22 protein-coding genes and 2 pseudogenes are annotated in these 21,867 nt (G+C 70.1%); 4 read left to right on the top strand and 20 right to left on the bottom strand.

What is annotated here, in order from left to right; all coding sequences use genetic code 11:
- Positions 1-71: 71 nt before the first annotated feature.
- The 3 genes and pseudogenes from KZ829_RS44945 to KZ829_RS35890 all read right to left on the bottom strand — a co-directional run.
- Positions 72-644: pseudogene (locus tag KZ829_RS44945) on the bottom strand (PAS domain-containing protein); the annotation flags it as partial.
- Complete coding sequence (locus KZ829_RS35895) at positions 551-1,027, bottom strand: PAS domain-containing protein (protein ID WP_220148278.1); 477 nt, start codon at positions 1,025-1,027, stop codon at positions 551-553. The gene KZ829_RS35895 and the pseudogene KZ829_RS44945, both read right to left, overlap by 94 nt.
- Before the next feature lie 185 nt (positions 1,028-1,212).
- A complete protein-coding gene (locus KZ829_RS35890) occupies positions 1,213-1,428 on the bottom strand; it encodes a helix-turn-helix transcriptional regulator (protein ID WP_220148277.1) in 216 nt (71 codons plus the stop codon).
- Positions 1,429-2,077: 649 nt separating this feature from the next.
- Here KZ829_RS35890 and mraY point away from each other — a divergent pair.
- Both mraY and KZ829_RS35880 read left to right on the top strand, forming a co-directional pair.
- A complete protein-coding gene (gene mraY, locus KZ829_RS35885; protein ID WP_220148316.1) occupies positions 2,078-3,181 on the top strand; it encodes a phospho-N-acetylmuramoyl-pentapeptide-transferase in 1,104 nt (367 codons plus the stop codon).
- A gap of 183 nt (positions 3,182-3,364) precedes the next feature.
- On the top strand, positions 3,365-3,676 hold the full coding sequence (locus KZ829_RS35880; protein WP_246636855.1) for a CPCC family cysteine-rich protein: 312 nt from the start codon (positions 3,365-3,367) through the stop codon (positions 3,674-3,676).
- A 101-nt stretch (positions 3,677-3,777) separates the two neighbouring features.
- On the opposite strand, the gene KZ829_RS35875 is transcribed toward KZ829_RS35880, so the two are convergent.
- The gene (locus KZ829_RS35875; RefSeq protein ID WP_220148275.1) at positions 3,778-4,596 is read right to left on the bottom strand and encodes an alpha/beta fold hydrolase; all 819 of its coding nucleotides are present in this window, start codon (positions 4,594-4,596) and stop codon (positions 3,778-3,780) included.
- 42 nt (positions 4,597-4,638) lie between these two features.
- Between KZ829_RS35875 and KZ829_RS35870 the strand changes: the two genes are divergently transcribed.
- Positions 4,639-5,571, top strand: a complete 933-nt coding sequence (locus KZ829_RS35870) for an SDR family oxidoreductase (protein ID WP_246636832.1) — start codon at positions 4,639-4,641, stop codon at positions 5,569-5,571.
- A gap of 44 nt (positions 5,572-5,615) precedes the next feature.
- Here the strand turns inward: KZ829_RS35870 and KZ829_RS35865 are convergent, their stop codons facing one another.
- From KZ829_RS35865 to KZ829_RS35815, 11 genes are all read right to left on the bottom strand, one after another.
- Positions 5,616-5,936 carry an STAS domain-containing protein gene (locus tag KZ829_RS35865; RefSeq protein WP_220148274.1) on the bottom strand — a complete coding sequence of 107 codons (321 nt, stop codon included), beginning with the start codon at positions 5,934-5,936 and terminating at the stop codon, positions 5,616-5,618.
- A 10-nt stretch (positions 5,937-5,946) separates the two neighbouring features.
- The gene (locus KZ829_RS35860; protein ID WP_220148273.1) at positions 5,947-6,276 is read right to left on the bottom strand and encodes a sigma factor-like helix-turn-helix DNA-binding protein; all 330 of its coding nucleotides are present in this window, start codon (positions 6,274-6,276) and stop codon (positions 5,947-5,949) included.
- Between the two features lie 63 nt (positions 6,277-6,339).
- On the bottom strand, positions 6,340-7,062 hold the full coding sequence (locus KZ829_RS35855; RefSeq protein ID WP_220148272.1) for an alpha/beta fold hydrolase: 723 nt from the start codon (positions 7,060-7,062) through the stop codon (positions 6,340-6,342).
- Between the two features lie 301 nt (positions 7,063-7,363).
- Positions 7,364-8,389, bottom strand: coding sequence for a DUF4331 family protein (locus tag KZ829_RS35850; protein ID WP_220148271.1), 1,026 nt, complete (start codon positions 8,387-8,389; stop codon positions 7,364-7,366).
- Positions 8,390-8,577: 188 nt separating this feature from the next.
- On the bottom strand, positions 8,578-10,308 hold the full coding sequence (locus KZ829_RS43565; RefSeq protein ID WP_246636831.1) for an alpha/beta hydrolase fold domain-containing protein: 1,731 nt from the start codon (positions 10,306-10,308) through the stop codon (positions 8,578-8,580).
- 85 nt (positions 10,309-10,393) lie between these two features.
- Complete coding sequence (locus tag KZ829_RS35840; protein ID WP_308285806.1) at positions 10,394-12,028, bottom strand: AfsR/SARP family transcriptional regulator; 1,635 nt, start codon at positions 12,026-12,028, stop codon at positions 10,394-10,396.
- A gap of 138 nt (positions 12,029-12,166) precedes the next feature.
- Positions 12,167-12,934: an SDR family NAD(P)-dependent oxidoreductase gene (locus KZ829_RS35835; RefSeq protein ID WP_220148270.1), complete on the bottom strand. Its 768-nt coding sequence runs from the start codon at positions 12,932-12,934 to the stop codon at positions 12,167-12,169.
- A gap of 128 nt (positions 12,935-13,062) precedes the next feature.
- Complete coding sequence (locus tag KZ829_RS35830; RefSeq protein ID WP_308285805.1) at positions 13,063-15,837, bottom strand: ATP-binding protein; 2,775 nt, start codon at positions 15,835-15,837, stop codon at positions 13,063-13,065.
- A gap of 95 nt (positions 15,838-15,932) precedes the next feature.
- On the bottom strand, positions 15,933-16,769 hold the full coding sequence (locus tag KZ829_RS35825) for a helix-turn-helix transcriptional regulator (RefSeq protein WP_220148269.1): 837 nt from the start codon (positions 16,767-16,769) through the stop codon (positions 15,933-15,935).
- A gap of 12 nt (positions 16,770-16,781) precedes the next feature.
- Positions 16,782-17,723 (bottom strand): SDR family oxidoreductase, encoded by a 942-nt coding sequence (locus tag KZ829_RS35820; protein WP_308285804.1) that lies wholly within the window; start codon positions 17,721-17,723, stop codon positions 16,782-16,784.
- 124 nt (positions 17,724-17,847) lie between these two features.
- On the bottom strand, positions 17,848-18,789 hold the full coding sequence (locus KZ829_RS35815; protein WP_308285803.1) for a sigma-70 family RNA polymerase sigma factor: 942 nt from the start codon (positions 18,787-18,789) through the stop codon (positions 17,848-17,850).
- A gap of 102 nt (positions 18,790-18,891) precedes the next feature.
- Here KZ829_RS35815 and ybiA point away from each other — a divergent pair, with 102 nt between their 5' ends.
- Positions 18,892-19,398, top strand: coding sequence for a riboflavin biosynthesis intermediates N-glycosidase (ybiA, locus tag KZ829_RS35810; RefSeq protein ID WP_308285802.1), 507 nt, complete (start codon positions 18,892-18,894; stop codon positions 19,396-19,398).
- A gap of 201 nt (positions 19,399-19,599) precedes the next feature.
- Here ybiA and KZ829_RS35805 read toward each other — a convergent pair whose 3' ends face one another.
- From KZ829_RS35805 to KZ829_RS45070, 5 genes and pseudogenes are all read right to left on the bottom strand, one after another.
- Positions 19,600-19,809, bottom strand: coding sequence for a dodecin (locus KZ829_RS35805; protein ID WP_220148268.1), 210 nt, complete (start codon positions 19,807-19,809; stop codon positions 19,600-19,602).
- A gap of 164 nt (positions 19,810-19,973) precedes the next feature.
- Positions 19,974-20,219, bottom strand: coding sequence for a hypothetical protein (locus KZ829_RS35800; protein WP_220148267.1), 246 nt, complete (start codon positions 20,217-20,219; stop codon positions 19,974-19,976).
- A 47-nt stretch (positions 20,220-20,266) separates the two neighbouring features.
- Positions 20,267-20,464, bottom strand: a complete 198-nt coding sequence (locus tag KZ829_RS35795; RefSeq protein WP_220148266.1) for a hypothetical protein — start codon at positions 20,462-20,464, stop codon at positions 20,267-20,269.
- A gap of 87 nt (positions 20,465-20,551) precedes the next feature.
- A complete protein-coding gene (locus KZ829_RS35790; protein WP_246636828.1) occupies positions 20,552-21,052 on the bottom strand; it encodes a MarR family winged helix-turn-helix transcriptional regulator in 501 nt (166 codons plus the stop codon).
- Positions 21,053-21,302: 250 nt separating this feature from the next.
- Positions 21,303-21,578: pseudogene (locus tag KZ829_RS45070) on the bottom strand (thiamine pyrophosphate-dependent enzyme); the annotation flags it as partial.
- Between the last annotated feature and the right edge of the window lie 289 nt (positions 21,579-21,867).

Below are 21,867 nucleotides of genomic sequence, written 5' to 3'. Positions count from 1 at the left end.
CACGGTGCGCCGGCGCCGGCGCCGAGCCGTCCTCGCCGCAGAACTCGACGACGGAGTGGACCGGTCGGCCGCGCAGTTCGTCCTCGGTTCCAGCCGAGCATGCTCGAAGCGGCGCGGTTCATCGAGATCAGCGCGCCGCACTCATCGACGGTGTAGAGCCCCTCGGCCATGTTGTCCATGACGACCGACCGGAACTCCTCGGCCTCGGCGCGTGCGGTGATGTCCATGACCACGACGCCGACCCCGACGATCTCACCATCCATGCGTACGGGGTAATAGCGCCACAGCCACCAGCAGGTCCGGCCCGGCCTGGCCGGTGAGGCGCCGGTGATCTCCCGGTTCAGCAACGGCTCGCCGCTGTGGAGCACCTGACGGAAGTCCGGGCCGACGATCGGTGCGAGGTCCGGGATGACCTCCTCGACGGTACGGCCGAGCTGGTCGGCGACCGGCGTGCCGTGGATGGCGGCGAGTGTGTCGTTCATCCGTACGTAGCGCAGGTCACGATCGACGAGGGCGTGGCCGACCGGCAACGCCGACAGCAGCTGCTCGGTCAGAGCCGGGCCTCCGCGCTCACCCGCTGCGCCTCGCGTAGCGTGGCCGCCACGGCCTTCTGGTCTTCGATGTCGGCCGCGGTGCAGGCCCACCGGTTGACCCGTCCGTCGGCGCCGGCCATCGGCATGGCCATCACCCGGTGCCAGAAGAACCGCCCGTCATGGCGGCGCAGCCGGCAGTCGACCTCGTACCACATCTGGGTGTCGGCGCCCCGCTCGGCCGCCGCCCGCACGTCCGTCACGTCATCGGGGTGGATGAATCCGGTCCACTCCCATCCTTCGCCGGAAGGTGTCGCACCGCCGCTGTATTCGACCGCCAGCACGTTGAACCATTCCGGCATCGAATCCATCCCGGAAATCCAGCTGACCCGCGGGACGCAACCCAGGATGCCGCGCAGCTCGAGTTCGGGCTGGCTCAACGGCATGATCTTCGCAGCCACGTCGCCGGCGGCCGGCCCTATCGCAGTGATCGACATGACTGCCCTCTCCCTGGCACCTACGTCCTCGTGCCCTGTCCATCGGCGGCGACCGGCCACGCTTGAGAGGGCGGTGAGGGAGATCGGCTCTCTCCGGAGCACGAGTGAACGTTCGAACCCGTTCCGGTCCTGCTTGCGGTCAGGGCGGCGGCGGCCGGGCCGCAAGACACCGGCCACCAATCACTTCATGTTCGCTTCTTCTGCCGGGGTTCGGAGGCCTCTCGTTGCGCGCACCATGCCTCGACCTCGGCGGCCAGCCAGATCTTGCCCTGACCGAGTTCGGCGACCGGGCGCGGGAAGTCGGCCCGGTTCGTGATCTGATACACCCGCTGACGGCTGAGCCAGCCCAGCCGCACCCGGATTTCATGGCTGCCGACCAGCTTCGGCTTTCGAATTCCCATGAACAAGAGAGTAGGCGCTGGACAAGATTCCCAGTGACAAGTTCACCCGCACCGGGGTCTAGGCATGAGTGGTGGCGAGATCAAGCCCGTCTGACCACTTCCTTGAGGTGGATCTCCGAGTACCCGCTGGCCCGCCTGTTCGAATTCACGGACAAGGGGCCATCCGCATCGACAACCAGGATCTTGGGCGTGCCCAACATTGATCTTGACCGTCATGTGCAGACCGGGCCGAGGCGGCCGTCTCGGCGGCACCTGCCGGCCTTGATCGTGCTGGCAGTCGGTTCGTTGCTCTTCGGTCCCACCGGGGAGCCGGAGAGCCCGGCGAGTCCTGTCGACGAGGCGAACGCATGTGCCTCAGTTCCGGCCGTAGCGGTTCGAACGGAAGCGTCGTCATGGTGGACTCCGAAACCGGCGAGATAGTGCGGATGATCCACTGCCCGGTGTGATCCGCGGTGCGGGGCTGCCCCGGTTGCTGCCGGATGGCAAGATCGTGCCCCGTGATCGGTGATCGCGTGAAGGACTACCCGCACGGCCGGCTCAGGTCGAAACGTCAGTCGCTGGTCCGGAAGCTGCACAGGAAACCGCTGGCGGCTCGCCGCATACCGGGATTGCGCGCCGTGAGAAATCCTCGTCCTGTGGAGGCATGCCCGTGAGGGCGGTCATCGTCGCGGCGGCAGTCGCGTTCGTCATCTCCCTGTTCGGTACGCCGGTGGCGATTCGGGTCTTCACCGCGCTCAAGGCCGGACAGCCGATCCGTTCCCTCGGGCTCGCTTCGAACGAGGGCAAGAATGGCACCCCCGCGATGGGTGGCGTCGTCTTCATCGTGGCGACCCTCTGCGCCTACGTCACCGGGCACGTCGCGCTGACCACGCTGCCCGAGCGGCAGATCGCGCAGGAGAAACCGACCATGACGGCCCTCGTCCTGCTCGGGCTGTTCGTCTTCTGTGGAGTGATCGGCTTCGTCGACGACTTCCTCAAGGTGCGCCAGCGCAACTCCGACGGCCTGTCCGCCAAGGGAAAGCTTCTCGGCCAGGCGATCGTCGGCGGCGGGTTCGGCATCGCTGCGCTCTACGTGGCGAGCACCAACGGCCAGGCCGTGGCCAGCGAGCACATCTCGTTCATCCGGGACATCGGGTGGTTGAACGTCGGCAAGGTCGGCTCGGTGATCGTGTTCGTCTTCGTGATCACGGCGATGTCGAACGGCGTGAACCTCACCGACGGCCTCGACGGCTTGGCCACCGGCGCGTCGACCCTGGTGCTCGGCGCGTACGCGCTGATCGGGTACTGGCAATACCGGCACTGGTGCGCCGACGAAACGTACGCCCGCGCGAACGACTACTGCTACCAGGTCCGGGATCCCCTGGAGATTGCCATGATCGCGGCGGCAGCGGCCGGCGCCTGCCTGGGCTTCCTCTGGTGGAACACGTCCCCAGCGCGGATCTTCATGGGCGACGTGGGCTCGCTCGGCCTCGGCGCCCTGATCGGCGGGCTCGCGGTGGCGACCCGCACCACGCTGCTCTCGATCCTGATCGGCGGCCTGTTCTTCATCATCACGACGACCTGGGTGATCCAGATCGTCTCGTTCCGAACCACCGGCAGGCGTGTCTTCCGGATGGTGCCGCTGCACCATCACTTCGAGCTGGCCGGCTGGAGCGAGGTGAACATCGTGGTCCGGTTCTGGACCGTGGCCGGCGTCTGCGTGGCGGTCGGCTTGGGCCTGTTCTACTCGGACTTCTTGGCGGCCGTCGGATAGTGTCCCCTGGTTCCCGGCGGGGTGCCGGCATCGCCGTCAGCGTTGGTTGGTGGGCCCAGTTCGTCGCGGACATGGGCGGTTGCTGACGTCGGTGTAGCTGGCCCAGTCGCCTGCGGGTCTGGTTGTCAAGTTGACGGAATCCGCTGGGGCGTCGCGTTGGCATGGTGCAGGATGGTCGCCGTGATGCTGACCTTCCCGTGCGTCTGCTGCGGGCATCTGACCATGAAGGGGCCGCCCGGCTCACACGACATCTGCCCGGTGTGCTTCTGGGAGGACGATCAGGTGCAACTGGGCTGGCCCGACTGGGCCGGCGGCGCGAACGGGCCGTCATTGATCGAAGCCCAGGCCAACTTCAAGGCATTCGGAGCATCCGAGGAACGGTTTGTGGCCCGCGTGCGGCCGCCCGGCGATGATGAACCGCTGGATCCGAACTGGCGCCCCATCGACCTCGAACGGGACCACTTCGAGCGCCGAGGCAATCCAGAGGCGCCGTGACCTGACGACCGCACTGTCCTGTCCGGTGGCGTTGCCGCGACGCCGGACTCCGGCGTCGCGGCAGTCCGGATCACCCGGACGACGAAGGACGCGATCGCTTCTCAGGCGCGCTCGCGCGCGGCCTTCTCGATGAACGACGCGGTAATCGCCGGCTGGGACACGAACACCGCGTGCGAGGCGACCTTGACACTGCGCACCGTGCCGTGCGCCCGCGCGGCAAGGAACCGCTGCGTGGCGGGCGGGATGTTGCGGTCCGCCTCGGCGACCAGGAAATAGCTGGGAATCGTCGTCCAGGCCTGCGGCCCGGCCGCGTCCTCGCTCAGCGCGGCCGCGGTGACCGGACGCTGGGACACCGCCATCAGCTCGGCCTGCGCGGCGGGCACGTCCGCGGCGAACTGCTGCGGAAACAGCTTGGGGTCGACGTACAGGTCGGCGTTGCCATCCGGCAGCGGCACCGGGCGCAACGTCTCCCCGAGGGTGCTGCCGGGGAACAGGCCGGACAGCTCGACGGCGCTCTCGCCGGCCTGCGGCGCGAAGGCCGCGACGAACACCAGCGCCTTGACGTCTGCGTCACCGGCGGCGGCCTGACTGGCGACAATCCCGCCGTACGAGTGGCCGACCAGCACGATCGGGCCGGCGATGCTGTCGAGCAGGGCCTTGAGGTGCGCGGTGTCCGAGGCGACGCCCCGCAGTGGGTTGGCGGCCGCGACCACCGGATAGCCGTCGTGCTGGAGCCGGCTGACGACGCCGTTCCAGCCGCTCGAGTCGGCGAAGGCGCCATGCACCAGCACGACCGTCGGCTTTGGGCCGTGGTCGCGGGCCGCCGCGGCGGCGCTGGGTCCTACCGCGGTGATCGTCGAGGCGGCGACCAGCACGGCGGCGGCGATGCGGAGGGGCGGGGACGGTTTGCGTCGGAACATGATTCCTCCTTGATCGGATGTCGACGACGCTAGAAACGCACAGTGCCGAACCAGTTCCGAACGAGTGTGATCGCGCGTGGGCCGGTAACGGCCGAGGGCTTGGCGCAAGACGTGAATAGCCTGTTCGACGGCCGCGGCGGTCCCGCGTACCGGATCGGGCGTGCGCAGGCGGCACCGGTTCGTTCGCCGGTGCACTCCTTCGTCACTGGGATTCCATCGGCCGTGCCTAGCGTCCGCGGGATGAGGATTGTTGTCATTGGCGGCACCGGGCTGATCGGTACATGGATGGTGCGGATCCTGCGCGCTGGCGGGCACGACGTGGCGGCGCACTCGCTGTCGACAGGTTTGGATCTCCGCAGCGAGAAGGGCCTGCCGCAGGCGCTGAACGGCGCCGACGTGGTGGTGAACCTGACGAACTCGCCGACCTACGATCGTGCGGCGCCGGTCTTCTTCCGGGAGACGACGGAGAACCTGCTGCTGGCCGCCGAGGATGCCGAGGTCGGGCACTTGGTGACGCTGTCGGTCGTCGGTGCCGAGCGGGTGCCCCGGCTCCCCTACTTCCGGGCGAAGGTGCTGCAGGAGGACCTGATCGAGGCCGGGCCGGTGCCATTCTCGATCATGCGGGCCACCCAGACCTTCGAGCTCGTCGAGGCGATGCTGCCGCCGGCCGCGAGCGGGCCGACGGTACGCCTGCCGGCCACCGCGCTGCAGCCGCTCGCGGCGAAGGAGGTCGCGTGGATGCTCGCCACGGTGAGCGCCGGCGAACCGCTGGAGGGAATCCGCGACGTCGCCGGCCCGGAGGTGCTCACTCTCGCTGAGGTCGCGCAGGCCACCCTGTCCGCTCGCGGCGACAACCGAACGGTCGTGACCGGTGGGGATGCCGGCCTGTTCGCCGCTGTGCCCGGAGACGAGCTGCTCGCGGACGCCGGCGCGACAATCGCCCCCACCACCCTCGAGCAGTGGCTGGGCCGCTGACCGGCTCGTGGTACGGGCCTCGGCGGAAGCTCCGCCGAGGCCCGTCAGTATTCGAACAGTTCGGCCCAGCCGAGCACGCCGAGCACACGCCGGACGTGCGGGCTGACCCCGGCCAGCCGCATCGTTCGGCCGCTCGTGTGCAGCCGGATGGCGGCGCGGGCGAGGGCCCGGGAGCCGGACACGTCGATGAAGGTCAGCCGATGGAGGTCGACGATGACGTCGCCGGGCGCGTCGGTGAGCAGTTCCAGCGCGAGTTCCAGGATGGGCAGGGTGGCCATGTCCACCTCGCCGTGGAGCCGGATGCCCGATGGGCTCGTCAGGGCGGTCACCTCGAGGTCCGGTGCGGGTGCGACGGTCACGGTCATGGCTGCCCGCTCAGTGGTGTTCCAGCGCGGCCCGCAACGCCGTGGCGGCGTAGTGGGTCCGGGATCTGACGGTGCCGACCGGCACGCCGAGACGGTCCGCGATCTGTTCGGCCGGCTCGCCGCGCAGGTAGACCTCGGTGAGGACGTCCTGCTGCGCCCTGGTGAGCCGGGCGAAGGCGGCCTGCACGGTCCACCTGGTCAGCGCGGTGTCTGCGGTGTCAGCGCGGCCGGTCGGCGCCCAGGTCAGGTCGGCCACCCCGATCTCGGCGGGGCGGGCCCGATAAGCCGTCGCGGCACGGGCCATGATCGTGGGCGGTTCGCAGTCATCGAGACGAGACATCAGTCCTCCTGGAGGGGAAAGACGGGTGCCCGCCACCGCCGGCGGGCACCCGGATGGCGATTCTCAGAGGTCACCGGTGAAGGCGACGGCGTCGAGGATCGTGGCGGTCACCTCGTCGGGCCGGGACGTGGCGATGGCGTGCGAGGCTCCGTGCACTTCACGCACCCCCTGCGCGGCCGACCGCTCCGCCTGCCACCGGAACAGCTCGGCCGGGATGTTGCGGTCGGCGTCGCCGAAGACCTGCCAGCTCGGCAACGTCTTCCATGCGGGCTTTTCGGCGCTCAGGCCGTCGGTCAGCGCTGTCTCGGTCACCGGCCGCTGGGTGAGGCCGAGCAGGATCGCATCCTCCAACTCCAGGTCCGCTGCGAACTGCCCGTGGAACTTCGCCGGGTCGATGCGGACCTCGTTGCCGCCGTCGGTGATCGGGTACGCGATCAGCGCCGTCCCAAGTGTGCTGCCGGTGAACCTCCCGGACAGTTCGAGCGCGGACTCGCCGTGGTCGGGGGTGAACGCGGCCACGTAGACCAGCGCCCGCACCACGTCCAGGTCGGCGGCGGCCTCGGTGATGACCATGCCACCGTACGAGTGGCCGACCAGGATCACCGGCCGTCCCAGGCCCGCGACGACGTCCCGTACATAGTCGGCATCGCCCCACAGGCTGCGCAGCGGATTGGCCACGGCGACGGCGTCGATGCCGGCGCGGGCAAGCCGGGTCAGGACGGGATTCCAGGCGCTGGAGTCGGCGAACGCGCCGTGCACCAGAACGACGGTGGGCTTCTCGGACATGTCTGTCTCCTGTCGGAAGGGCTGCTCTTTCGGGTTGCCGGAATCGACGCTAGGCAGAGGCAGTGCGAATCCGGTGACGTTGCGATGACTGGCGGAACCGGTGAACGCGAAAGGTCGCGATCCGTTGTGGTGGGAGCAACCGGGCACCGCCCGGCCGATCACCGCTTCGCCCAGGCGGACGCCGTCTGCGTCGACTACGGGCCTCGATCTGCCTCGCTCGCCCTGCCACTGCGTCGGCGCCGCCGGTGACAGGAAAGAGGCCGGCCTCGGGAGTCCCCGGGGCCGGCCTCTCCGTGCGCGGTCAGGCCGGCACGACGTACGGGAACGTCTCGCTGCGGGTACCGGCGGTCCGCGCGGCCGGTAGACCGGTACTCACCGCCGTGTTGGTGACCAGCGAGAACATCACCTCGGGCGCGTTGTCTCCGAGCAGCCGCCCGTTGAAGTCGGTGAAGCCGAAGATCGCGGGTGTGCCGACCTGATAGGGCAGCGTGTCCGGCAGAATGCGTTGCACGACCGCGAGCGCGTACGCCTCCGGACGTGCCGTGCTGCCCAGCCGCTGGACCGCGGCAGTGACCCGGTCCCGCAGCCGCTTACCGGACTGCACCAGATCCTCGTTCGGGTGCGTCCCGTTGGCGTTGCCGGCCTCCTCGCCGGTGGCGTCCCGGAAGATCGGCCAGATCATCGGCAGCCCGGCCCGGCCGACCTGCCGCCATCCGCCGGTGTCGGTGGCCAGCCGGGTGGTGCTCCACACCCGGATCATGCGGTCGTTGAACAGGGCGCTGTCACGCAGTGGTACCCGCAGCACCACGGTCCAGACTGTGGAGCCGGCGAACGTGTTCGAAGCCGTGCCCGGCAAGGCACCGGTGATTTCCGCGTCCTCGCCGCCGATGACCAGCCGGTCGACCGCAGCCAGCTGGTTCAGGTCCAGGTAGAACGGGTCCAGCGCCCGTCCGGCCCAGACCTGCACGCCGTCCGCGCCCATGGTCTGCTGCCCGGTGCGGCCACGGGCGACCTCCACGCCGATGGCGGTGTCGGCGGCGGCGGCCTCACCTTCCAGCCGGAACACCCGATACAGCTGAGCGCCCCGCTCGTCGGCACGGTCGAAGGCGAACCGGAACGCGAGATTCTCGATCGGTGCGTCGTCGAGATGGACCCGGAACTCGTATCGGCCCTCCTCGTGGAAGCCCTGCGGTGTCGTGTCACCCCCCAGTGAGGTCCGCACGTTCATCACGAACACGGTCGCGTCGCGGTCGTCGAAGACGTACTGGTCGGTGATGTTCAGCCGCGGATCGCGCCGGGCCAGCGGAGAGTCGAGATGGTGAGACATGGGGTTGCTCCGTTCTCTGCGTCGAGTTCCTTGCCGCCGGCGGACGTGCATCAGGCGGTCGCGACCTGTTCTGCCGCTGTTTTTGCGGGGGAAACCTCGCGCCCGGGCCGCGAAAACAGGGCGGGGCAGCGGGGGGGCGCGCCCTGTGCGGCCGTTGGGGCGCGGGAGAACAGGTCGCGACGGGCCTGCTAACCGTGCTTGACGAGCGCGGGGGTGGCCGACCGGCTGAGCCACTCGTCGAGGCTGGTGGGGGCGAGGCGGGCGCTGCCTTCGTCGGGGACGAGGCTGCGCTCGGCCAACTCCTCGCCGAAGTAGGTCGCGTGGACGTCGCTGATCACCGTGCGCGGGTCCTGACGGGTACCCAGGACGCTGCGGACCAGTTCGTCGAGCGGGAACTGCTGGGGCCCGGCGACCTCGACGATGCCTTTCACCGGGGAGGCGACGGTGGCCTCGCACAGGGCCTCGGCGACGTCCTCGGCCGCCATCGGCTGGATGAGCGCGGGCGACAGCCGGACGGTGTCACCGTCGGTCGCGGAGTCGGCGATGCGCTCGATGAACTCGAAGAACTGTGTCACCCGCAGAATCGAGTACGGGACCGGGGACGCCTCGATCAGCTTCTCCTGCGCGACCTTCGCCCGGAAGTAGCCGTTGCCGGGCTCGCGGTCGACGCCCACGATCGAAAGCGCGACGTGGTGCGTCACGCCCGCTTCCGCCTCTGCCGCGAGCAGGTTGCGGGTCGAGGTGGTGAAGAAGTCCAGCACCGCCGATTCCTCGAACGACGGCGAGTTCGTGACGTCGACGACGACCTGGGCGCCCGCCAGCGCGGCGCCCAGGCCCTCACCGGTGAGCGAGTTGACACCCGATCCCGGCGACGCCGCCACGACCTCGTGACCGAGGCCGCGAAGCTTGTCGACCAGCTTGCCGCCGATCAGCCCGGTGCCACCGATCACGACGATCTTCGATTTAGGGGTACGGGCACCGAGCGCCTGCCGCAGCACCGCGATCGCCTGCGCGGTGGCCGCCTTCGCCGCGTTGGTGTCCTTGAGCCGGTTGAGCATCATGAAGTCGTGGCAGATGCCGGCGTAGCGGACCGTCGTGACCGGCACCCCGGCCGCACGTAGCTTCGCGGCATACGCCTCGCCCTCGTCGCGCAGCACGTCCGCCTCGTCCACGATCACGAACGCCGGCGGCAGACCGTGCAGGTCCTCCAGGGTCGCCCGCAGCGGTGACGCGGTGATCTCCGAGCGCACCGCATGGTCCGGGGCGTAGTTCTCCCAGAACCATGCCATGCCCTTCGCGGTCAGGAACGGCCCGTCGGCGAACGTGCGGTAGCTGTCGGTGTCCATTCCGGCGTCGGTGACCGGGTAGTACATCGACTGGTGGACGAAGGTGACGTCCCCCCGCCGTTTCGCCAGTAGCGTGATCGCGGCGGTCATGTTGCCGCCCACCGAATCGCCCGCGATGGCCAGCCGCGAAGCGTCCAGGTCGTGCTCCGCGCCGTCGGTCACGATCCACCGCGCCGTGGCGTAGACCTGCTCGATCGCCACCGGGTAGTGCGCCTCGGGAGAGGGCGTGTACTCGACGAAGACCACCGCCGCGCCGGCCCCGGCGGAGATCTCCCGCACCAACCGGTCGTGCGTGCCTGCGTTGCCCAGCACCCAGCCGCCGCCGTGCACGTACAGCACGACCGGCAGCGGGCCGGTGAGGCCCCGCGGCCGCACGATCCTTACCCGGACGTCGCCGACCTCGGCCGCGACGGTCACCCACTTCTCGTCGACCGGCGGTGCCTCGACCGGCCCGGCCTGCGCGGCGTCGAGGATCTTCCGGGCCTCCACGGGTGACCTCTGGTAGAGGAAGGGCGGCTTCGACGTGGCCTCCGCGAACGTCTGCGCGGCCGGCTCGAGCACAACATCGGACATGATCGTTCTCCTCAGTCGGTGGTTTCTCCTGATCAGGAACGCTACGGAGGGCGAGTGCCGAACCAGTGCCGTACGAATGAGTGCGTCAGCTCGCGACCGGCATCCGGGTCGCTCGCACTCGCCTTGTCCGGCCGTTCCAGGCGTAGCGCGTGCTCAGCGTCCGGGAGTGCCCGGGGGCGGCCATCGGGCCGGCTTCGCCGCCGCGGGGCGCGGCCAACTCGCCGGCGACCACCGCGAGCGGCGTCTCGGGCAGTGCCGCCGCCCGCGCGGCCACCACGGCCAGGGCGAGCGGCAGCCGCCCGCTTCTGGCGATGATCTGCTCCACGGCGGCGGACTGCGCGGCGATCCGTTCAGCGCCCAGTCGCCGGCCCAGGTACTCCCGGACCTCGTCGGCCGATGGCAGGTCCAACGGCAGGGGGTGAGCGCCGCCGGTGGTGACGAGACCGGTGATCCGGTCACGGCTGGTCACGATGGCCAGGCAGCCAGGGGTGCCCGGAAGCAGGTGGCGCACCTGCTCGAAGTCCCGGCAGTTGTCGAGCACGATCAAGACCCGGCGGCCGGCCAGGACGCTGCGGTAGAGCCCGGCCAGCGCGTGCAGTTCGGCCGGTACGGCCTCTCGCGGCACGCCGAGAGAGCTGAGAAACCCGCGCAGCGCCTCGTCGGGGCACATTGCGCGCTGCCGGGCACCGAATCCACGCAGGTCGACGTAGAGCTGCCCGTCCGGGAACGCAGTGGCGAGCCGGTGTCCCAGGTGGATCGCGAACGTGGACTTGCCCACGCCGGACATCCCGTCGATGGCCAGCGCAACCGCGGCGCGCCCCTGCCGCCGGTCCTGCTCGAGCAGCGCCTGCGCCCGGGTCACAGCGTCGGTCCGTCCGGCGAAGAACGGATGGTCCGGCGGCAGCTGAGCCGGGACCGGCACCGGCCTGACGGCATCGGGCGAGGGCGCCAGTGGGCTGCGCGGCGCCGCCGTGCGCTGGTGCAGCAGGCGCTGGTAGGCGTCGAGGAGCTCGGGGCTCGGATCCATGCCGAGTTCCTCGTCGAGGCGCCGGCGAACCTCCTGGAAGGTCTCCAGGGCCTCGGCCTGCCTGCCGTCGGCCGCCAGCGCGAGGACGAGGCGGGCCTGCAGCGCCTCGTCGAGCGGGTGCTGCCCGGCCGCCTGGCGCAGCGCGGGGATCACCAGGGACACCCCGTGCCCACCGCGTAGGGCGGTGTCCGCCGCGTCCCGGACGACCCGCGCGCACTCCGCGTCGATCGCGGCGAAGGCGGGATGGGCACGCGCCTCCGCGTCGAGGCCCACCACACAGGATCCGCGCCACAGCGCCAGCGCCTCGATGTAGAGCCGCACCGCGGCGGCGGGGTCGGTCACCTGCCGGGCCTGCCCGGCCAGGCTGCGGAACCGCAGCAGGTCGAGGGAGTCCTCGTCGACCCGCAACTGGTAGCCGGCCGCGTGCCGGATGAGGTAGGTGCCGACGGTGCGCACCGGCAACTCGGGCTGGATAAGCCTGCGCAGGGTGCCGATGTAGCGATGGACGACATTGACGGCACTCGTCGGCGGCTCCTGACTCCAGATGGTGTCGACCAGGTCGGTGATGCCGACCACCGATCCGGCGTGGGCCAGCAGCAGCGCCAGTATCAGCCGCTGCTGGCGCCCACCCAGATCGAGATCCAGATTGCCGTGCCGGGCGCCGACCGGACCCAGGATCGTGAACTGCACCACCGTGTCTCCCTCGCGTAGTGACTCGACGGCGGGTTCCACCGCCTCTCGAATCACCCTCACACCGCCCGCGACACGTTCGCCCCGGTGAGACTCCCTGGCGCATGCCGGGTTCGTGCCCAGTCAGCCCAGGGTGTCCGGTCACCAGGTCTGGTCGGCGGCGCGCACGAGCATCTCGTTGACGGCGACCCGCCGTTCCCGCGTGACGATGTAGCCGACCGCATCCGCCACGTCGTCGGCCAGTAGCACTTCGATCGCGTCGCCCTGCCGGCCGGTCACTGTCCCGGTCGCGTCACCACGGGGGTTCACCGGGGCGCTCTCCACGGCCCCGGGCTGCACCACGCTGACCCGGACGCGTTCCCTGATCAGCTCCTGGCGAAGCGATTCGGCGAACCCACTCAGGCCGAACCGGGTCAGGGTGTAGGCGCTGCCGCCCGGCCGGGCGACCCGCCCGGCCACCGAGTTGACATTCACGAGATCGGCCACCTGCCGTGGCGACGTCGCGGCCGCGTCGATCAGATGCGGGACAGCAGCGTGCGTGACGTGCAGCAGTGCTGTCACGTTGAGCGAGACCATCCGGTCCCATTCCTCGACGGCGGCATGCAGCGCGGAGTTGAGCAGCCTGATCTCGGCGTTGTTCACCAGGATGTCCAGGCGCCCGAACCGGTCGAGCGTGGCCTGCACCGCCTCGTACGCGCGCTGGGGCTCGGCGATGTCCGTCTCGACCGCGGCCGCGTGCCCACCCGAACCCACGATGTCGTTCGCGACCTGGTCCAGAATGGCGCGTCTGCCACCGACCAGGGCGACCGCCGCCCCCTCGCGGGCGAGGCGACGTGCGGTGGCAGCGCCGATGCCGCTGCTCGCGCCGGTGACGAGCACAACGGCTCCGGTGAGTGGCTGGTCGGGCATGACGATCTCATTTCCTCCGGTCACGGACATGGCGAACGAAGGGAGAGTCGCAAACCCGGGGACCGGGCCGCGCCAGGGAGACTCACTGGTCACCGGTCGACCAGGGAAGACACGGGCGCGAGCTCGGCCTACGGGGTGGGCTCGTACTCGCCCCGGGGCAGGGCGTCACGCAACTCCCTGCGAGAGGAGATCGACAGCTTGGCGAAGATCTTGCGAAGGTGCCACTCGACGGTCCGCGGGCTCAGGAAGAGCCGGGCCCCGACCTCCGGGTTGGACAGGCCGTTGCGCACGAGTAGGGCGATCTGCTTCTCCTGTGGTGTCAACTCGTCACTCGACGGGGCCTCGACGGTGCGCTTGCGGACGGTCTCGCCCGTCGCGAGCAGTTCGCGGCGGGCACGCTCGGCGAACGCCTCCATCCCGATGGACACGAACGATGTATAGGCGGTACGCAGGTGGGTGCGCGCCTCGACGCGCTGACGTTCCCGGCGCAGCCATTCGCCGTACAGGAGATGGGCACGCGCGTGCTCGGGACGCAACCGCGTCCTGCCCAGCCGCTCGATCGCCTCCCGGTAGAGGCTGTCCGCGGCGGTTCCGTCGCTCAGCAGCGCCCGGCAACGGGCGAGGATCCCCTGTGCCCAGTCGGTGTCGCACGGCTCGGCCGCGTCCGCCAGCTTCTCCAGCGCCTCGCGGGCGGCCTTCTCGTCGCCTACGCGGGTCGCCGCCTCGACGATCTCGGGCAATACCCAGACGGAGACCCACAGCTCGGCGATCCGGGTGCTGGCCTGTGCCGCCGTCATCGCCTGCTCGTACCGGGACAGGCCGTTGTAAAGGACGGCGGCCGCCCAGTTCGCGCTGGTGACCCCCATCAGCTGACCGTCCGCGCCGGCCCATTCGATGGTGGCGGCGATCAGCTGGGCGGCCTCGACCTCCCTACCCTGCATCGCGGTGAGCAGGAGCTTCGTATGCTGGGCGATGGGGATGCCGGTCGCCGCCGCGACCGCGTCGGCCTCGGCCACGATCGCGGCCGCGGCGGCGAAGTCCCCGGTCCACGACGTCGCGATCCCCAGCGAGGCGAGATAGATGGGAAGCTCGGTGAGCGCGCCGGCGGCACGCACCACGTCGGCCGCCCGGACGTACGTGTCGAGCATGACCTGGTCGTCCCAGATCGCGCAGCTCACGCCGCAGGCCACCCACCCCCACTTGAGCAGGTCCTGCGTGGGGTAGTCGGCAAGCCCGGTCATCGCCCGCTGCAGGGTGGGGATCGCGGCGGCGCGGCCGTCGGTGACCAGCAGCGCGTAGCCGGCGAGCACCAGGTCGATGGGGCGCGGCGTACCGTCCGGCGGTGGGAGGGCCCGCATCGCCCGGGAGATCGCCATCAGGCTCTCCTCGTCGGCGGCGACGAGAGCCGCGGCGCCCCACGCGAGCAGATAGGTCTCCCGGGCAAGATCCATGTCGGACGGCTCGAGCCGCTGCGCCGCCGTCAGCAGCATGGGCGGCGCCTCGTTGTTGAAGCCGGCCGCGAACGTGATGTGGCTGCGGACGAGGTGCCCTCGCGCGCGCAGGAACTCGCTGTCGGCGTACCGGTCGGCGATGTCGACGAAGGTCCGCGCGGCCGCGAGATCGCCGGCCCGGAGGCTGGCGTCGGCGGCCGCTACCGCCCGCTCCGCCCGCCGCGCATTGTCGACGGTCAACGCCACGGACCGTTGCAGGAACGCCGCCGCGGCCGCCAGCCCACCGCGTGCCTGCGCCCGGTGAGCGGAAAGCTCGAGCTCGGCGGCGACGGACTCGTCGGGTGCGGCGGACGCGGACGCGAGGTGCCACGCCCGCCGGTCCGGGTCGATCTCACGGTCGGTGACCTCGGCCAGGGCCAGATGCACCGCCCGGCGGTCAGCCTCCCGCGCCGACCGGTACACGGCCGACCGAACGAGCGGGTGGCGGAACGTGACACGTACGTCGAAAGACAACAGCCCGTCGGTACCGCCGGCGAGGGCCGTCGCCGGCGTCACGCCGAGCCGGCCGGCGGCCCGCCAGACCAGGTCCGGGTCGCCGACCGGCTCGGCGGCGGCGATCAACAGGAGCAGCCGGGTCTGCTCGGACAGGGCTTCGATACGCGCCAGGAAGCTCTGCTCGATCCGGCCCGGCAACGTGTCGCCGTGCAACAGACCGAATCCGCCCGCCATCTGGGTAACGGTCAGCCCGCGGGAGAGCTCCAGCAACGCGAGGGGGTTGCCCTTGGTCTCCGCGACGATCCGATCGCGGACACGCTGGTCGAGGCGGGTGTGTGTGACGGAGTCGAGCAGGGCGTGCGCGTCGGCGTCCCGGAGCCCGGTGATCTCCAGCTCGGGCAGCCCGAGAAGATCCTGAGGCCGTTCGCGGGCGCAGAAGACGAGCGCGACCGACTCCGCCAGCAGCCGCCGGGCAACGAAGCCGAGAACCTGCGCCGAGGCCCGGTCCATCCACTGCACGTCGTCGACGACACAGAGGAGGGGCTGTCCTTCCGAGGCGTCCGACAGAAGGCTGAGCACGGCCAACGCGACCAGGAACCGTTCGGGCGGGCTGCCCTCGCGCATCCCGAACACCGTCTCGAGCGCGGCCCGCTGCGGCACCGGAAGGCCGTTGAGCCGGTCCAGCAACGGCACGCACAGCTGGTGCAGCGTCGCGAACGCCAGCTCCATCTCCGACTCGACACCGACGGCACGCATCACGCGTGCGCCCGCCGCCGAGCGCTCCGCGTACTCGAGCAGCGCCGACTTTCCGACCCCGGCGGCCCCATGCACGAGGAGCACCCGGCTTTCCCCGGTACGGACCGCCGCGATCGTCTGATCGATGACGGCGCGCTCACGTCCCCGCCCGAGCAGCCTGACGTTCTTTCCGTGTCCCGAGCGGTTGCGTGCCTGGTCCACCGTCACCAACCTTCGTCACGACGCGATGCCTGTCCGAATGACAGCTAGGACAGGACAGCTGGGCGGCATGTGACAACGGGTCCGTGTTATCGCCGTCACACAGACACGGAGCCGCCTACGACCGCGAGGAACCGCATCTTCTCGGCGCTCTCCGAGCCCGGCGCGGCGGTGTAGACGACCAACTGCTGGGACCGGTCCGGGTCGACCAGCCGCTGGCAGTGCAGTTCGAGCATCCCGACCTGTGGGTGCCGCAGCCGCTTGGGCCCGCAGCACGGGCCGGAGACCGGATGCTCCCGCCACAGCGAACCGAAGTCCGGGCTCGTCGCGAGCAGGGCCTCGACGATGGCGCCCGCCCGAGAGGCCCGGCCTTCCCGGGTGTACGAGGCGTGCAGGTCCGCGACGATGGTCCTGTTCTCTGCGGCACGGTCTTCCTCGGGGTAGATGAGCCGGGTCGCCGGATCGGTGAACCACCGGTAGTGCATGCTGCGCGCCAGCCCGGTGAACACGCTCTCGTCACCCAGCAGGGCCACCGAGAGGCGGGTCTGCAGCATGGTCTCGCCGAGCGGGGACACCACCTGGGCGGCGGCGTCCCGCAAGCCCTCGAAGATGCGCGTCATGCCCGGATTGACGTCGCCGGCGTCCACCGATCGGCCTGGGGTGGCGTAACCCGCGAGCTGGAAGAGATGGTCACGCTCCTCGATCGACAGACGCAGCCCACGGGCGAGCGCGCCGAGCATCTGTTCGGAGGGATGTGGACCGCGTGGCTGTTCGAGCCGGCTGTAGTAGTCGATCGACATGTCGCTGAGCACCGCGACCTCCTCGCGGCGCAGGCCCTTGGTACGGCGGCGCTGCCCGCGGGGCAGGCCCACGTCCTCGGGTTGGAGAGCTTCCCGCCGGGTACGCAGGTACTCGGCCAATCGGGCGCGGTCCACAGCAGTTCCCTTCTAGATCTTCGCGAAGGCGACGCCGGCAAGGTCCCGGGAGTGTTCCCACAACCGGGCGGCCTCGGCCCGGTCGCGTGCCGATCGGTAGATCGCCAACTCGGCCGGACCGCCCGTGAACTGGCCGATCCCGTCCGGCCCGTACAGGCGACCGCCCTGCGCCTGTGGACTTGTCGCCGCGTACAGGGCAGGGAGAGCGCCCTGGTCGACGCCGTGCACGAACACGCCCCAGCGCGCCAGGCGGGTCATGATCGCCTCATGTGGCGCGGGGCGCCCACGGCCCAGGTTCGGGCCGGCGGCGTACAGCCCGGTCAGGGTGGTGCCGGGGTGAGCGGCGTTGCTGACGATCCCCCAGCCGGCTGCGGCGGCGCGCCGGTCGAGCTCGAGAGCGAACAGCAGGTTGGCGAGCTTCGACTGCCCGTACGAGCGGACCGGCTGGTACTTGCGCTCGCCCTGCAGGTCCGCCCAGTTCAGTCGCGCCTGCCGCGCGGCGCTGCTGGTGATGGTCGTCACCCGCGCCTGCCCGGCCCGCAACAGCGGAAGCAGCCTGGCCGTGAACGCGAAATGGCCGAGGTAGTTGGTGCCGAACTGCAGCTCGAAGCCGTCCGCGGTGCTGTGCCGGGTGGCGGGCGCCATCACCCCCGCGTTGTTGATCAGTATGTTGATCGGCCGGCCATCGGCGTTGAGGCCCTCGGCCAGGGCGGCCACCGAGGCCAATGATGCCAGGTCCATCGTCCGCGGCGAGACGCGGGCGCCGGGCACCTCGAGCCGGATCCGGTCGGCCGCGGCCCGGCCCTTGCCTACGTCGCGCACGGCGAGCAGAACCTCGGCGCCCGCGGCGGCCAACCGACCGGCCAGCCCCAGGCCCAGCCCACCGCTCGCACCCGTCACGACCGCGAATCGTCCGGTCAGGTCGGGCAGCGGCAGCATCGTCACCTTGTTCACAACAACTCCCAAGTCAGCGGTGTTTCCTCAACGCTGACGCTGCTCGGGACGCGTAACCATGTTCCATGAATACAAGGTTCAGCGGCGATGCCGGCCGGAGACCACGCCGGCGCTGTCGCACACGTCAGTCGTCTGCCGTCACCGCGCCGATCTTGTCGGGGTTGAGCATCCAGAGCAGCTGGTGTATGCCCTCGGCCGATGAGGTGACCGTCAGCATTCCGCGCAGGGGCCGTGGGCCGCCGCGCCACAGCACGACGGCGGGCTGACCGTTTGCGGTCACCCACCGAATATCAAGGTCGTCCCAGAACCAGCCGGAGACCGCCACCATGAACTTGGCCACGCGCACGATACCGCCGATCGGCCTACGTGAGATGCGCACCGCACCGTTGCCGTCGGACACGGTGGTCACGTCGGGTGCGAAGAGTCGCTCCAGCGCGGTCATGTCGCCTGAGCGGGCGGCCCCGAGGAAGGCGGCCAGCAGTTCGCGATGCTTCTCGGCGGTCGCCGGCGTGCGCCGTTCGGCCGCCATGTGCTTGCGCGCCCGGCTGACGAACTGACGCACCGTCGGCTCACTCGCCTGCAGGATGTCGGCGATCCGCGGATACGAGTAGTCGAAGGCCTCCCGCAGCACGTATGCGGCACGCTCGTTGGGTGACAGCTTCTCCATCAACAACAGCGCCGCGAATTCCAGAGCCTCGCCGCGCTCGGCGCCCAGGTACGGGTCGGCGCTGGTATCGACCGGCTCGGGCAGCCACGGCCCGACATATGTCTCGCGCCGCACCCTCGCCGAAGCCAGCACGTTGATGGCCAATCGGGTCGTCGTCGTGGCCAGGAACGCGGCCGGACTGGCCACCACAGTGCGATCACATGCCTGCCAGCGCAGCCATACTTCCTGTACCAGGTCCTCGGCCTCCGTGACGCTACTGAGCATCCGGTACGCGATCCCGAACAATCGTGGCCGGATGCCTGTGAAGACCGCCGTGGCCTCCTCGAGATCGCCGGTGGCCACCGGGCCGGCATCCACACCGGAATCCGGCATCCCTCGTCCCCGTTCGTCGCGACTCACCAAGAGCATCTTCTACCCGTGCACCGAGCATCACAAGATCGCCGACAGTGGCCGGATGGCGTGGCGGCAAAATCGGTTGCCGCTTTGTCGATGTGTGGCACCGTGTGGATCCCCGCCCCCTACCGCGAGGCCAAGGTGACGATCTACTTCTACGGCGCCGACGAGGTTCCGTACGGCTGCTTTTCCAACTTCTCCTCGCACGGCTTCGACCTCGACGGGCACTGGTGGCCGACATCCGAGCACTACTTCCAGGCCAAGAAGTTCGCCGGCACCCGCCACGCCGACCTGATCCGCCGGGCGGCCAGCCCGTTGCGCGCCGCCGAACTGGGACGCGACCGGTCTCGGCCGCTGCGCCGCGACTGGGAGCGGATCAAGGACGACGTGATGCGCCGGGCCGTCGCGGCCAAGTTCGCCGCCCATGCCGACATACGTGCCATCCTGCTGGACACGGGCGACGCTGAGATCATCGAGGACACCGGCACCGACCACTACTGGGGACGAGGCCGGACCGGCACCGGTAAGAACGTGCTCGGCCGGATCCTGATGCGCACTCGCACCCAGCTACACGCCGACCTCGCCTACACCGAGGGCGACCAGAATCCGCGCTAGTTGCGGAAACAGGCTGCGAGACAGCCACTCAGCCGCCTCGGCCCTGCCACGTTGTCACGCACGCCGACCGGAACCGAGGTACGCGACGCAGATACCGCCAGCCCTCATCACTGACCGCGTCCGACCCACACCGAGATCGTCGCAGCACCCGCGCTTCGTAAATCCGCGCGCCCGCTCTTGATCTCGCGGCGTCTGATCGGTTCAGTCGTCGACGCGGAAGCCGAGCTTCACCAGCACCTGGTAGTGGGCCAGTTCGCCGTCGACGACCTGACCGCGGATCTCCTTGGCCTCGAACCACTCGATGTTGCGGATCGTCTCCGCGGCCTTGGCGATCGCGGTGCGGATGGCGTCGTCGACACTGGTTGGACTGCTGCCGACGACTTCGGTGAGCCGATACACGTGATGCGTCACGACGAAACCTCCTCGGATCACGGCCGAAGCCTTTGCTTCAAGGGTGGGCGACGCGGCCACCATCCGCTCGGGAACGCCCAGAACGCGACACCGAGTACGGGCAGGCGCCAAATCGGCTGCGATTCGTGGGCAGGGTCCGAGTTCGGCAGACCACGCTGCGGGCGTTACCGGCCGAGGACCGTCCGTGCGGCGTGCTGCGCCTGGATGAAGGCCTGCCGGCAGCTGTCCGCGTCGCGGTACTCCGCCGGGGATTCGGCGATCATGCCTCCGTCGGGCGCGGTGAGCGTCCACCGGAAATGGCCATCCACGGTACCGACAATGCGCAGTTCGCCTGCGCCGTCGCTCAACTGCCGCAGCGACCGCCGCGGGCCGGCGGCGAGTACGTCGGCGCTGGTGGCGGACCGGCTCACCAGGCGCCACCGGTCCGGCGTGGCGCCCGTGGAGGCGACGACGGTGATCAAGGCGCGGGCCGGGCGGCGGTACCGTCCGTCCGTTCGCGGGTGTGGCGGCCGGACAGGCCGGCGGCGATGCCAGTGATCATCTGCTCCAGATAGTTGGAGTCCGGCGCCGCGACCGCTTCGGCCCGCTCGTGCAGGGTCGAATCCATCGCCGTGTCATCGATTCGGGGCACGTGGTGTTCCGTGTTGTGATCCATCTGGTCCTCCCTCACCGGATCAGTACGCGCTTTCCCGCTCCTCCTGCGCGTAACCGTTGCAGTGTGCAAATTTTGCGGGCTGCGCTGCTACTCCGCCGTGGCGAGGTCGTCCTGGTGTGCGCCCCAGCCCAGCCACCAGTCCTGTTCCGACATCTCTCCGGCGGCGTGCGCGAAGGCGGTCAGCGCCGCGGTGACCGCCGGCTGCCACAGGTCCTCGGTCACCGCGACCAGGCGTTCCACCTCGGCGTGGCGGCGGGTCACCACCTGTTCCACGATGTCGTGGCCGGCCGGCGTCAGTCTCACCTTCACCACTCGGCGGTCGGTCGTCGACCGTGATCGCCGGATGAGGCCCTTGCGGGCCAGCCGATCCAGCATGCGGGTGGCGGTCGACGGGTTCACCTGTAATTCCTCGGCGATGTCGCTGCCGCGCCGCGATCCGCGGACGGCGAGCACGGCCAGTGCCCGGAACTGCGGCAGCGTGATGTCGCCCTCGACCGCGGCCAGCGAGCGGGCGGTGATCCCCACGAAGACGCGGCTGGCCGCCATCAGCGCCTGCACGACGCTGTCACGGTCGGGCGAAGCTTGCATAGGGACATTTTTGCACCTGCCCTCTCATTCCACCCGGAACGGCGACGCCGCCTCGGCACGGAGCTCCGGAAATCTGCCAGTAGAGGTCGGCGCGCCGACCGCCCTCGGCCAAGACGGCCGAGTCGGAGGCGTCGGTCGTACAGATCCCGCGTACCAGCATCGGAAGCGCACGCCGCCGCGGACCCGGCGGCGCAGCGCCGCCGTCAGATTTCGCTGTCCGCGGCCCGCACCGGCGGAAGCAGGAGCTGCGTCATGACCCACCCCGTAGCTGTGCGAGTTTGTCCTTGAACAGGGTCGTGGCGATCGCCGCCCTGTGCGGCTGCCCGTGCAGGAACGAGGCGGCGAAGTTCTTCGCCTGCTCGTAGCTGACCTTGCCCGGCATCGGCGGCTCGTTCGGGTCGACGGCCACGTCGAGCAGGGCCGGACCCGGATGCGCCAGCGCCTCGGTGAGGGCCGCGCGCAGGTCGCCGGGCTTGGTGATGCGCGCGCCGAGACCGCCGCACGCCTGCGCCCACGCCGCGTAGTCGGGTTGCGGCTCGCCGAACCGGACACCGTGCTAACAAACGTTGCACTCTGCAATCGACTTGCGCCGACAAGTCGGCTTGACGGGCCGGGACGGATTCAGCTGCCGCGCTCGATGACCATCTCCCCCGCGTCAACGCCCTGGTCGCCGAGCACGGCCGGCAGGCCCACTACGTGCGGTTGACCAGCCGCCGCCAGGCCAACCGATTCCTTGGGCAGGTCGGCACCCCGCCGACCTGAGGGGATCACACGCGCCGCTGCTTGTTGTCCCGTGACCCGATCCGCTGCTCCAG

Source organism: Actinoplanes hulinensis (assembly GCF_019429605.1).
Taxonomy (GTDB): Bacteria; Actinomycetota; Actinomycetes; order Mycobacteriales; family Micromonosporaceae; genus Actinoplanes; species Actinoplanes campanulatus.
Note: the sequence above shows the minus strand (reverse complement) of the source record. Positions and strands in the feature narration are given on the sequence as shown.

Excerpts from the sequence above, each read along its gene's own strand:
- KZ829_RS35855 (WP_220148272.1), bottom strand. The coding sequence starts at position 7,062 with ATGTCCGAGAAGCCCACCGTCGTTCTGGTGCACGGCGCGTTCGCCGAC.
- KZ829_RS35880 (WP_246636855.1), top strand. The coding sequence starts at position 3,365 with ATGCTGACCTTCCCGTGCGTCTGCTGCGGGCATCTGACCATGAAGGGG.
- KZ829_RS35875 (WP_220148275.1), bottom strand. The coding sequence starts at position 4,596 with ATGTTCCGACGCAAACCGTCCCCGCCCCTCCGCATCGCCGCCGCCGTG.
- KZ829_RS35795 (WP_220148266.1), bottom strand. The coding sequence starts at position 20,464 with ATGGATCACAACACGGAACACCACGTGCCCCGAATCGATGACACGGCG.
- KZ829_RS35860 (WP_220148273.1), bottom strand. The coding sequence starts at position 6,276 with ATGTCTCGTCTCGATGACTGCGAACCGCCCACGATCATGGCCCGTGCC.
- KZ829_RS35790 (WP_246636828.1), bottom strand. The coding sequence starts at position 21,052 with ATGCAAGCTTCGCCCGACCGTGACAGCGTCGTGCAGGCGCTGATGGCG.
- KZ829_RS35865 (WP_220148274.1), bottom strand. The coding sequence starts at position 5,936 with ATGACCGTGACCGTCGCACCCGCACCGGACCTCGAGGTGACCGCCCTG.
- KZ829_RS35890 (WP_220148277.1), bottom strand. The coding sequence starts at position 1,428 with ATGGGAATTCGAAAGCCGAAGCTGGTCGGCAGCCATGAAATCCGGGTG.
- KZ829_RS35895 (WP_220148278.1), bottom strand. The coding sequence starts at position 1,027 with ATGTCGATCACTGCGATAGGGCCGGCCGCCGGCGACGTGGCTGCGAAG.
- KZ829_RS43565 (WP_246636831.1), bottom strand. The coding sequence starts at position 10,308 with ATGTCCGATGTTGTGCTCGAGCCGGCCGCGCAGACGTTCGCGGAGGCC.
- KZ829_RS35850 (WP_220148271.1), bottom strand. The coding sequence starts at position 8,389 with ATGTCTCACCATCTCGACTCTCCGCTGGCCCGGCGCGATCCGCGGCTG.
- KZ829_RS35835 (WP_220148270.1), bottom strand. The coding sequence starts at position 12,934 with ATGCCCGACCAGCCACTCACCGGAGCCGTTGTGCTCGTCACCGGCGCG.